We start from the raw sequence: 11742 nt of genomic DNA on the forward strand, positions 1-11742 counted from the left end.
GCCGCGCCGCGGATTTAGCCGGGAGCCGAACCGCCCCGCGGGGCCGGAGAATGTCGGCGCGGTGGTGAACAATGGGTGCATGACGTCGGCAGGCTCCGTGCTCCAGAAGTTCACCCCCGCAACCCGGGACTGGTTCACGGGTGCCTTCAAGGAGCCGACGGCTGCCCAGATCGGAGCCTGGGACGCTGTCTCGGAGGGTTCGAATGCGCTGGTCATCGCGCCCACCGGATCCGGCAAGACGCTCGCAGCGTTCCTCTGGTCGCTGGACCGGTTTATCGCCGGCGCCGGTGACTCTGCCGCACCGGATCCCGGGGCTGCGGCCGACGCCGCCCCGCCGGCCGGCGCCGGAACGGCGGGCAGCGCCGGAACGGCGGGCAAGCGTGGGCGGGCGGCGTCGTCCACCAAGGTACCGAAGCGCAAGACCAAGGTCCTGTACATCTCCCCGCTGAAAGCCCTGGGCGTGGATGTGGAGCGGAACCTGAGGGCTCCGCTCATCGGCATTACGCAGACGGCCAAGCGGCTGGGCCTTCCGGCGCCGGCCATCACCGTGGGCGTGCGCTCGGGTGACACGCCGCAGAATGAACGCCGGGCCCTGCTGACCCGGCCACCGGACATCCTGATCACCACCCCGGAGTCCCTCTTCCTGATGCTCACGTCCCAGGCACGGGAAACACTGTCCGATGTGGACACCGTCATTGTGGATGAGGTCCACGCCGTGGCGGGCACCAAGCGCGGCGCCCACCTGGCCGTGTCGCTCGCCCGGCTGGATGCCATGCTGGACAAGCCGGTGCAGCGCATCGGACTCTCCGCCACCGTTGAACCGCAGGAAACCGTGGCCCGGTTCCTGGGCGGCAACGCTCCGGTGCGGATTGTCTCGCCCGAGTCCCGGAAGAACTGGAACCTGACCGTCACCGTTCCTGTGGAGGACATGACGGATCTGGGGCAGGCTCCCGCCGAGGACACGGTGGAGGGCGGGTTCGCTCCGCAGGCCAGTATCTGGCCGCATGTGGAGGAGAAGATTGCGGACCTGATCGAGTCCAACCGCTCCACGATCGTCTTCGCCAATTCGCGGCGCCTGGCCGAACGCCTCACTGCACGGCTGAACGAAATCCATGCCTACCGGCTCGAAGCGGCCCAAGCCGCGGAGGCTGCCACTGGAACCGACGGCGAACCCGTGTCCGCTGTCCCGGCTGGCCGCGCTCCGGCGCAGCTCATGGCACAGGCGGGAGTCTCCATCCGCGCCCGGCAGGAGGACACCGCCGTCGACGACGACGCGCCCGTCCTGGCCCGGGCCCACCACGGTTCAGTGTCGAAGGACCAGCGGGCCATGATCGAGGATGACCTGAAGTCGGGACGGCTGCGCTGCGTCGTGGCGACAAGCTCCCTGGAGCTGGGAATCGACATGGGGGCAGTGGACCTGGTGGTGCAGGTTGAATCACCCCCCTCGGTGGCCAGCGGCCTGCAGCGTGTGGGCCGTGCCGGACACCAGGTCGGGGAGATCTCCCAGGGCGTGATGTTCCCCAAGCACCGCGGGGACCTGTTGAACTCCGCCGTCACGGTGGAACGGATGCTCGCCGGCCAGATCGAGCCGCTGTTCATCCCGGCGAACCCGCTGGACATCCTGGCCCAGCAGACCGTCGCAGCCGCCGCACTGGGGAGCATCGATGTGGAGGAATGGTTCGACGTCGTGCGCAGTTCCGCGCCGTTCGCCGGGCTTCCCCGCTCCGCGTTCGATGCCACGCTGGACCTGCTTTCCGGCCGCTACCCGTCCGATGAGTTCGCCGAACTGCGGCCGCGCATCATCTGGGACCGCAACGAGAATACGATCACCGGACGGCCCGGGGCCCAGCGCCTGGCGGTGACATCCGGCGGCACCATTCCGGACCGCGGGCTGTTCGGGGTGTACCTCGTGGGCGATTCGGAGGGCAAGAACAGCCGCCGGGTCGGTGAACTCGACGAGGAGATGGTTTACGAATCCCGGGTTGGGGACATCTTCGCCCTCGGCGCCACCAGCTGGCGGATTGAGGACATCACCCACGACCGTGTGCTGGTCTCCCCCGCGTTCGGGCAGCCGGGCAAGCTGCCGTTCTGGCGCGGTGATTCCCAGGGACGCCCGGTTGAACTGGGCCGCGCGCTGGGCAGGTTCGTCCGCGAGATGGCCGGCACCGGTGATGCGGAAGCACGTGAGCGGCTCGCCGCCGTCGGCCTCGATGAGTGGGCGTCCGGAAACCTGATGGCGTACCTGCGCGAGCAGCAGCTGGCAACGGAGGTGGTGCCGAGTGACAAAACCCTGGTGATCGAACGGTTCCACGACGAGCTGGGTGACTGGCGTGTGGTCCTCCACAGCCCGTTCGGTATGCCGGTCCACGCTCCGTGGGCACTGGCGGTCGGAGCCCGGCTGCAGCAGCGCTACGGTTTGGACGGTTCCGCGATGGCCTCCGACGACGGCATTGTGCTGCGGGTGCCGCTCATGGAGGACGAACCGCCCGGTGCCGAACTGTTCCTGTTCGAACCCGATGAACTCGAAACCATCGTTACCGCCGAGGTGGGCGGCTCGGCACTGTTCGCATCGCGTTTCCGCGAGTGCGCGGCCCGGGCACTGCTGCTGCCCCGCCAGAATCCGGCCAAGCGCACCCCGCTCTGGCAGCAGCGCCAGCGCTCCGCACAGCTCCTGGACGTGGCCCGGAAGTTCCCCACGTTCCCGATCGTGCTGGAAACAGTGCGCGAATGCCTGCAGGACGTCTACGACCTTCCGGCGCTGAAGGACATCGCCGGCGCCGTCGAACGCCGCGAAATCCGGCTCGTAGAAACCACGACGCCGCAGCCGTCACCGTTCGCACGGTCCCTGCTGTTCGGTTACGTGGGTGCCTTCCTTTACGAGGGTGATTCTCCGCTGGCCGAGCGGCGTGCCGCTGCCCTGTCCCTGGATCCCACACTCCTGAATGAGCTGCTGGGCCGGGCGGAGCTGCGTGAACTCCTGGATGCCCGGATTATCGCGCAGACGGAGGCCGAGCTGCAGCGGCTGGCACCGGACCGTCGGGCCCGCGGCCTGGAAGGGGTCGCGGACCTGCTGCGGCTGCTCGGGCCGCTGACGGCCGCGGAAGTTGCCGCCCGGCTGGAGCCGGTTGCCCGCGAAGCTGCCGAAGTTCCCGACGGTGCGGACCAGGGGTCACCTGACGCCCACGCCACCGAAGAGGAGGCGGAGGAACTGCTGCGCGAGCTGGTCCGGGCCAACCGGGCCCTGCAGGCGGGGATCGCCGGAGCCCAGCGCTACGCCGCGATCGAGGATGCAGCGCGGCTGCGCGACGCTCTGGGCGTTCCGCTGCCCATGGGTGTTCCGCTGGCGTTCATCGAACCGGTTCCGGATCCGCTGGGTGACCTGGTGGGACGCTATGCCCGTACTCACGGGCCGTTTACCGCTGCTGAGGCGGCTGCCCGGCTGGGACTCGGGGTCGCCGTCGTGACCACCACGCTGCAGCGGCTGGCCGGTGAGGGCCGCGTCGCGGAGGGCGAGTTCCGGCCCACGGAGGCTCAGGTGCTGGATGCGGCGTCGGGCATTGACGTCACTCCGCCTGCTGTCATCACGCTTCCCGGTGTTCCGGCCGGTTCGGAGTGGTGCGACGCCGAGGTGCTGCGCCGCCTGCGGCGCCGTTCACTGGCTGCGCTGCGTTCCGACGTCGAACCCGTGGACCCGCCCACCTACGGGCGGTTCCTGCCGGCCTGGCAGAACGTGGGGTCCTCGCTGCGGGGGCTCGACGGCGTCGCTACGGTGATCGACCAGCTTTCCGGCGTCCCCATTCCGGCCTCCGCGTGGGAGCCGCTGATCCTGGGAACCCGGGTTCGTGATTATGCTCCCGCAATGCTCGATGAGCTCACCGCCACCGGCGAGGTGATCTGGTCCGGCACCGGGTCGCTGCCCGGAAACGATGGCTGGATTTCGCTGCACCTTGCGGAGAACGCCGCGCTGACGCTCAATCCGGATCCCGATTTTGCCCCCTCCGAGCTTCAGACCCGGCTGCTGGACCTGCTCTCCGGTTCCGGTGCCTACTTCTTCCGGCAGCTTTCCGAGGCGGTGAACAGCGCACCGCTGCAGGACGGCGGCTCGCTGCTGCCCGATTCGGAGATCGTCACGGCGTTGTGGGAACTGGTCTGGGCCGGACGGATCTCCAACGACACATTCACCCCCGTCCGGTCCCTGCTCTCCGGCGGGAAGACGGCGCACAAGCAGCGTGCTTCCACGCCGCGGGCCCGCACTGCACGGCTTGGCCGGATGGGCCGGGGTTCGCTGAGCAGTTCCTCGCTGCGGCTTGCCGGTGCTGCCGGTGCCGCCGGCGATGCTCAGGCGCGTGGTCCGCAGCCGCTGGTTGCGGGGCGCTGGAGCCTGCTGCCGGCGGTCGAAACGGATACCACCGTGCATGCCCATGCCACGGCCGAACTTCTAATGGACCGGTACGGCGTCGTGACGCGCGGCTCTGTGGCCAGCGAAGGTGTCCCCGGCGGGTTCGGACTGCTGTACAAGGTGCTGGCCCGGCTTGAGGAAATGGGACGATGCCGGCGCGGCTACTTCATTGAGCAGCTGGGTGCGGCGCAGTTTGCCGTCCCTGCCACTGTTGACCGGCTGCGGTCCTTCTCCCGGGAGAACCAGCTGGCGGTTCCCGAACCGGAAGCCGTGGCATTGGCCGCCACGGATCCGGCAAACCCGTACGGCGCGGCCCTTCCCTGGCCGGCCTCCGACGGCGGCCACCGTCCCGGGCGCAAAGCGGGGGCGCTGGTGGTGATGGTCGACGGCGAGCTGGCGCTGTACGTCGAGCGCGGCGGCAAGACCCTGCTGACCTACACGGACGATCCGGAGATTCTGCTGCTCGCCGGTGCGGCGCTGGTGGGGATCATCCGCCGCGGTGCCGCCGAGAAGATGGCGGTGGAGAAAGCCAACGGTGTCGATGTCCTGGACACTCCCGTGGCTACGGCCCTGCTCGCTGCAGGGTTCTACTCGACGCCGAAGGGACTTCGCTACCGTGTTTGAGGCTGCCGTGAAGGTCGGTTCCGGAGCGTGCCTCCGTGCGGCGTCGAGCTCTCGCCCCGTCCCCGCCCGGCCGATCCGGGAGGTGCCCAGTGCCTGAGGGAGACACCGTCTGGCGTGCTGCCCGCGGACTCCATGCCGCGCTGGCCGGTGCCGAACTGACCCGGACTGATTTCCGTGTGCCCCGCTTTGCCACAACCGATCTCAGTGGACGGACGGTTGATGAGGTGGTTTCGCGCGGAAAGCACCTCCTGATCCGTGTTGCTCCCGGCCCGGATGAGTCCGAAGGCTGGAGCATTCATTCCCACCTCAAAATGGAAGGCCTGTGGCATGTCTATGGCCGCGGCGAGCGCTGGCGGCGTCCGGCTTTCAAAGCGCGGGTGGTGCTGGAGACTGCACAGAAACAGGCCGTGGGCTTTGAGTTGGGCATCCTGCGTGTTTTCCCCCGCAGCGGCGAGGATGAAGCGGTTGGCTACCTCGGCCCTGACCTTCTGGGTCCGGATTGGGATGCCGCGGAGGCGCTGCGCAGGCTGGCTTCGGTGCCGGAGCGTCCGGTTGGGCTGGCGCTGCTCGACCAGCGCAACCTGGCCGGCATCGGCAACGTCTACCGTTGTGAACTGTGCTTCCTCGCCGGTGTCCATCCGCTCACTCCCGTGCAGGACGTTCCCGATCTGGAGAGGATCGTAGACCTGTCGAAGAGGCTGCTGGAAGCGAATAAGGCCCGCTCCCGTCGCATCACGACGGGCATGGCCGGACGGGACCCGCTCTGGGTCTATAACCGGGAGAAGCGCGGTTGTCTGCGCTGCGGAACCAAAGTGGTTCACGAGCTGGTCGGGGATACCGAGCTGGAGCTGCGGGACCTTTACTACTGTCCGCGCTGCCAGCCAGCCGTGGGCTGATCTGCCCTGCCTCCCCACGCGCTTCCCGCTCTGCCGGTGCGGCGGCCCTCCGGGGGCCGAACCGTCTTACCTCCCTCTGACGCTCCCCGTCCGCCACCCCGCTCTGCACTGCTCCTCCCCATGATTCGCTACGCGCACTAGCCCGAGACGTTCCTCCACAATGCGACGGCTCTCGCCGAGGTTTCGTTCTGTCGACCGGGATGCTAGTCCAATGAGGTCGGATAGCAGCACGGAACAGGAAAGCGGACCCGACGTCCGGCCTGCCGCTGGCCCTGTCGCGTTTCTGGATACCTTCACCGTCACCGAAACGGCTCACTACGCGCCTGGCTCAGGCAGGGATCAGCCCACTGTGCAAGCGTCCGCAGAAAGCACTCCGGGGCCTGGATTCACAGGAAGCCTTAAGTTGGCCCAGCCAGAATCAATTGCCGCGGCAGATGCGGTTCCTGTCCTAAAGCAACTGGCGGACCTTGTGTCCTGGGCTCAGGCACAGCAGGCCCTGATCGTCCATCGGATAGAAACAGAACTACGGCGCGACATGGAGGAGAAGCTCGGCACGGTCGACGGTTCTGTGGCACTTTCCGCCGCTGCCGCCGAAGTCGGTTCGGCCCTGAACTTGCCGCATATGAGCGCCCTGGCACTCGTTAGCGAGTCGGACACGCTCTGCACTCTGAACCGTTCCACCCACGCCCAGCTGTCCCGTGGGGCCATCAGTTACCGCCATGCGCAACGAATCATGGATGAAGTTCAGGCGGTGCCAGCACATGAAGCGCCCATATTCGAGGACGAACTCCTCCGGCTGGCTGAGGGCCGGACCTGTGCGCAGTTCACGGCGAAAGCCCGACGGCTTCGCGAATCCCGCTGGCCCGAAACCATAGCCGTCCGGCACCGCCAGGCACTCGAACTGAGACGCGTGAGCCTCGACCCCAAACCTGACGGCATGATGGAACTCTGCGCTCTGGTCGCCGCCGAGAAAGGCCAGGCGATCTTCAACTCGCTGACTGCTTCCGCCCGGACTGCCCGATCCGCCGGAGATCAGCGGACACTTGACCAGCTTCGAACCGATACGCTCACGGCCCTTCTCCTGAGGGTTCCACAGTTTGCCGGCTCATCTCCCGCAAGCAGTTTCACTCCGTGGTCCAGTGAATCGGCTGCTGCAACGGTTCCCTCCCCGCCGCGGGCTGAAGACCCCCGCGGAATCCGTGCCGAGATCATGGTTCTCATCGATGCAGAGACCCTGCTAGGTGCGGACGACAAACCGGCGGAATTGAATGGCTACGGACCGATCGCTGCGGAAGCTGCACGCAGGCTGGCCCGCCAGGCGGTGCATTGGACTGGGATCCTGCGGGACAACTCATCCGGTGAGATCCTCGCCGTCGGCCGTCGAAGAAAGGTTCCGGCCGGTCTGCGGCGGTGGTTGCAGGCGCGGGACGGAACGTGCCGATTTCCAGGGTGCCGCGTCAGCACCTTCCGGACAGAAATCGATCACACAGTCCCCTGGGTCCGAGGCGGAGCAACGGAACACGGCAACCTGAGCAACCTCTGTCCCAAACACCACCGGCTCAAGACTCTCGGCCTGTGGGAAGCCCGCCAGCACCAACCCGGAAAACTCGAGTGGATTTCTCCGCTGGGACATGCGTACAGTACCGCCGCCCAACTGGACTTCGGGCAGGCACGGAAGACGGTGGCACCAGCCTCGGAATCCGCTATCCCCCGGCACCGCCTGAAGATTCCCCGGCCTCCTTCTCCTTCAGAGGATGAGCGCCCACCGCCCTTCTGAACCGTGGGGGCTAGCGCGCCGTCCGCCAACCCAGTTCATCAAACCCGCCGACCGCAGAGGAGTCCTGCCACGAGCCTTGTCCCCGTCATCCATGGGCCCCAGAACATCCATCTTCCGCAGTTGCCCTGGGCTTCCGCAGTTGGCCTGGGCTTCCGTAGTTGCACCGGGCTTCCGCAGCTGCCCGGGCGTCCGCAGCTGCCCGGGCTTCCGCAATTGCACCGGGCTTCCGCAGCTGCCCGGGCTTCCGCAGCTGCCCGGGCTTCCGCAATTGCACCGGGCTTCCGCAGCTGCCCGGGCTTCCGCAATTGCACCGGGCTTCCGCAGCTGCCCGGGCTTCCGCAGCTGCCCGGGAAAACCAGCCTCCGCCCCGCCGCTACCCTTGAAGGGTGATGCAATCCCCTTTGCCGGTCCGCAACGGCGTGAACGCTACCCGGCTGCGGCTGCCCGCCGAGGGCCCTTGGGCTACTGCCTTCGAGTACGTCCTTGAACGGTTCGGACATGTGAACCCGCAAGGCATAGCCGACCGGTTTGACCGCGGCGAAGTCGTAGGAATTGGCGGGGTGGCGCTGGACCGGGCTACGCATCTCACGGAGCACACGTTCATCTGGTACTACCGGGAACTGCCCCCGGAAGAGCGTCTCCCGGTGGAGATCACGATCCTCCACCAGGATGACAACCTGCTCGTTGTCGACAAGCCGCATTTCCTGCCCACGACGCCGGGCGGAATGTATGTTGCTGAGTCCGCCCTGGTACGGCTACGGGTCGCCCTGGGGATCCCGGACCTCATTCCCATGCACCGGCTGGACAGGATGACCGCCGGCGTCCTTCTCTTCTCAACCAACCCGGATACCCGCGGAAAATACCAGGTCCTCTTCGAGAAGCGGCGCATTGAAAAAGAGTATGAGGCCGTGGCTCCGTTCCGTTCGGATCTCGAGCTCCCTGCCGTCATCCGCAGCCGGATGGTTAAGTCCCGGACCTATTTGCTCGCGCAGGAGATCCCGGGAGAACCCAACGCGGAAACGCGGGTGGAACTGCTGGAAGAGTCCGGCGGACTCGGCCGCTACCGGCTGCTCCCCAATACCGGAAAGACGCATCAGCTTCGCGTCCATATGGCCTCGCTGGGAATCGGCATCCTGAACGACCCCTTCTATCCGGTGCTGTTGGAACAGGCCCCGGATGACTTCAGCAAGCCCCTGCAGCTGCTGGCGCGTTCGATCAAATTCACGGACCCATTGACCAGGCAGCCCGTCCAGTACCGCAGTGAGCTGGCGCTGGATGGTTTACCGGCTCCGGCAACTGGGCGCTGACCTGCAAATTCCCCTTCCTCAGGCGCACTCCTGCCGCTACGCTTTGGTGGATCCCCACCCGGGTTAGGTGTCCAAAGAACCACTGAGCCAAAGGAACAGGCATGCACCCCCATCCTGACCGCCCCGCATCGCCGGAAGAAGGCATGCAAACGGCTGCAGCCAAGGACGGCACCGGCCGCGGCAGCACCATTGGCGGAGACAATGACGGGGGCAACGCAAACCGCAGCGGCACCAACGCCGGTAACGCAAACGGTATGCCGGACAGGAACGACGGCGGTCCGGCAGACTGGGACTCGGCAGCTTTCGTTCCCCCGCTGGCCCCTGCACCACCTCCCGGGACTCCTCCTACGGTGCACACCCGCATGGAAGAGAACCGACGAGGTCTGGGCCAGGGCATCGCTGAGCCCGGGGAACGGCCTGTGGCAGATGTTCAGCAGGATTCTTTCGGAAGCATCCTTCTCGGCGAACCTACCGGCGGCCCGCCGGGACGGGCTTACCATCTCCGGAATTCCTTGAGCCCGGCACAGGCCTTCCAGCGCTTGGTTGCCGGAAGGGCGGCTCTGGAAACCGAACCGATCGAGGCCGGGCAGGCCGACTGCGGGCAGGCCGGCGGCGGGCAGCCCGGCAGCGGGCAGGCCGACGCCAAACAGCCCGGCAGCGGGCAGGCCGACTCCAAGCAGCACGGCAGCGGGCAGGCCGACTCCAAGCAGCCCGGCAGCGGGCAGCACGAAGCAAGCTCTGGGGCGGATGATCCCCCGGACCGAAACCCGCGCGACAACTTCAAGCAACGCGACAACATCAAGGAAGAAGACTTCGACAACGGCCAGTTCCAAAACGAGCGCTCCGAGGACCACGGCCCCTCGCAGGCAGACACGGTCCGCCGCACGGCAGTCACCGTCTGCACGGCTGCGGCGCTCGGCGCCTCCTATGCCCTGACGCGCACCGCCACGGGCTGGCCGGACATCAACCACTCAGCGGGAACTGTCCTGGACCCCGCGGCGTCACTGCTCGGGGCGTACCCCTGGATCTGGCTGGCATGGATTCCAGTGCTTGCGGGTGCCGCAGCATATGCTGCCCTGCAATGGATGCCCTCCCAACGGTCCAACCCGCGGCAGGCGTGGAGTGGTCCGATCAGTGCCGGATCCGCCGTTGCGGCGGCAATCTGGCTCTGGGCCGTCCAAACCGGCAACCCGGCAGCGGCGTTCGGGGCTGCGGCCCTTGGAACGGGAATCGGCCTGGCAGCCATCCATGTGTGCAATATCTGGCCGGGTGAATCCCGCACGGAAAAGGCCACGATAGACCTGCCCGCAAAAGTCCTGCTGGGAGTGTCCACCGTTGGGCTGCTCACCGGGCTGGGCGGCTGGCTGACAGCGCTCGGGACTGACGTCGCCGGCTGGGGTCCGGAGGCATGGGCGCTGATCGCGCTCGTGGCAACAACTATCGGAATCACCACGGTGTCTATGACGGACAGGGGCCACCTCGCCGCGGCGCTGACTGTCGTCGTCGGCCTCACTGGGATCGGTTTTTCCCGGCTGCTGTCGGAACAGACCTCCATGCCCGTCGCCGCGGGGGCTTTTGTCGGCGCCTTCCTCGTCCTGGTGTCGGCGGGTTCCAGGCGCCACCAGGTGGATCATGCCCAGCGCAGGAGACAGCGGGAGTGGCTCAAAGCGGAAGCCAGCGTCCCCGCTGCCGACGAAGCACCCGAAGCTGTTCGCACCTAGCTACCTGCTCCACCGCGTGCCGCATGTTCATCGCTGCACGCCTTGCCTGTGAATTCTCAATCCCGTACTCATTGGCGGGAACCATGAACCGCAGCGTGATGCGTGGAACGCCGGAGATGATGTCCAGCTGGTTGGCCTCAACATGGTGGCTGGCCTCCAGCGCTTCGACGGCCGCATCCATCACCGCTTCGGGCGGGTTCCCGGGACGCAGGCCAAGGATGTTGAGCTGGACGCGAAAAGAAGGCATCCTTCCACCGTAATGCCAGTGGAAGGACGCCTCCTGTCGATCCGGGGCCGGGGTCGATCCGGCGCCAGGTAGGAGTGGAGCCTAGAGGGGCTCGTCGTCCGGGCTGAAAGCCGAAAGCGGGTCGCCGCCTGCATGGGCGGGGTCATCACTGCCGTCCTCGAGCGGGTCCACTGACGAGTCCCCGAAATCGACGTCCCGAGCCGCTTCGCCGATAGTCGGTTCTTCAGGCGGAATCTGCGAATCGCCTTCTTCGTAACGCTCTTCGGCGGTTTCATCACGAAGCGTCTGGTCTGATTCAATCCCGGGTTCACCGGCAAGGGGTTCTTCGTTGATCAGCGGATCTTCCTGCCAGTTCTCCGGGTTATCCTCGGCCGCACCCGGGTAGGACAGGTCTTCCGCGTCCGTGAGCTCGTCCTCATCCAGGAGTTCCTCGCCCGAGACGACGCTCAGTTCGTCAGGTGTAACCACCTCGGACAGGTCATCGGCCAGTGCAGGGTTGTCGCTGTGGTCCGGGTTCTGTTCAGTCATCTGCAGCTCACTTTCCGATTTCAACGGTCGTTTCCATCGATACTAAGCCTACTGACATCCGATTGCACAAGCGGGCGCCCGACCATACATCCGCGTCCATCGCGCGTCATTTTGCACCCATGGCCAGACTTTATCCCCATCGCGGCGAATTAAGACATAAAAGTTTGACGTAATGCTCGAAGTAAGGACAGGCTAACCTGCGTTACCGTCTCGAAACCTTCCAGGAGAACGCAGTGAGCACTT

At 66.5% G+C, this 11742-nt stretch carries 7 protein-coding genes; 5 read left to right on the plus strand and 2 right to left on the minus strand.

All coding sequences use genetic code 11. The features are described 5' to 3' along the window. Positions 1 to 79 precede the first annotated feature (79 nt). The 5 genes from ITX31_RS00685 (at position 80) to ITX31_RS00705 (ending at position 10724) form a co-directional block, all read left to right on the plus strand. Positions 80 to 5023, plus strand: a complete 4944-nt coding sequence (locus ITX31_RS00685) for an ATP-dependent helicase (RefSeq protein ID WP_194781574.1) — start codon at positions 80 to 82, stop codon at positions 5021 to 5023. Between the two features lie 89 nt (positions 5024 to 5112). Then, positions 5113 to 5919, plus strand: a complete 807-nt coding sequence (locus ITX31_RS00690; protein WP_194781575.1) for an Fpg/Nei family DNA glycosylase — start codon at positions 5113 to 5115, stop codon at positions 5917 to 5919. A gap of 403 nt (positions 5920 to 6322) precedes the next feature. Then, on the plus strand, positions 6323 to 7696 hold the full coding sequence (locus ITX31_RS00695; RefSeq protein WP_194781576.1) for an HNH endonuclease signature motif containing protein: 1374 nt from the start codon (positions 6323 to 6325) through the stop codon (positions 7694 to 7696). A 389-nt stretch (positions 7697 to 8085) separates the two neighbouring features. Then, positions 8086 to 9003, plus strand: a complete 918-nt coding sequence (locus ITX31_RS00700; protein ID WP_194781704.1) for an RluA family pseudouridine synthase — start codon at positions 8086 to 8088, stop codon at positions 9001 to 9003. A 101-nt stretch (positions 9004 to 9104) separates the two neighbouring features. After that, on the plus strand, positions 9105 to 10724 hold the full coding sequence (locus ITX31_RS00705) for a hypothetical protein (RefSeq protein ID WP_194781577.1): 1620 nt from the start codon (positions 9105 to 9107) through the stop codon (positions 10722 to 10724). On the opposite strand, the gene ITX31_RS00710 is transcribed toward ITX31_RS00705, so the two are convergent. Then, positions 10666 to 10971 (minus strand): hypothetical protein, encoded by a 306-nt coding sequence (locus ITX31_RS00710; protein ID WP_194781578.1) that lies wholly within the window; start codon positions 10969 to 10971, stop codon positions 10666 to 10668. The genes ITX31_RS00705 and ITX31_RS00710 overlap by 59 nt on opposite strands. An 81-nt stretch (positions 10972 to 11052) precedes the next feature. Next, positions 11053 to 11499 carry a hypothetical protein gene (locus tag ITX31_RS00715; protein WP_194781579.1) on the minus strand — a complete coding sequence of 149 codons (447 nt, stop codon included), beginning with the start codon at positions 11497 to 11499 and terminating at the stop codon, positions 11053 to 11055. Positions 11500 to 11742: the final 243 nt, after the last annotated feature.

Origin of the sequence: Arthrobacter gandavensis (genome assembly GCF_015355785.1) — a bacterium.
Taxonomy (GTDB): domain Bacteria; phylum Actinomycetota; class Actinomycetes; order Actinomycetales; family Micrococcaceae; genus Arthrobacter_B; species Arthrobacter_B gandavensis_A.

Coding starts and splice junctions, on each gene's coding strand:
- ITX31_RS00700 (WP_194781704.1), top strand. CDS start 8,086: ATGCAATCCCCTTTGCCGGTCCGCAACGGCGTGAACGCTACCCGGCTG.
- ITX31_RS00710 (WP_194781578.1), bottom strand. CDS start 10,971: ATGCCTTCTTTTCGCGTCCAGCTCAACATCCTTGGCCTGCGTCCCGGG.
- ITX31_RS00685 (WP_194781574.1), top strand. CDS start 80: ATGACGTCGGCAGGCTCCGTGCTCCAGAAGTTCACCCCCGCAACCCGG.
- ITX31_RS00715 (WP_194781579.1), bottom strand. CDS start 11,499: ATGACTGAACAGAACCCGGACCACAGCGACAACCCTGCACTGGCCGAT.
- ITX31_RS00705 (WP_194781577.1), top strand. CDS start 9,105: ATGCACCCCCATCCTGACCGCCCCGCATCGCCGGAAGAAGGCATGCAA.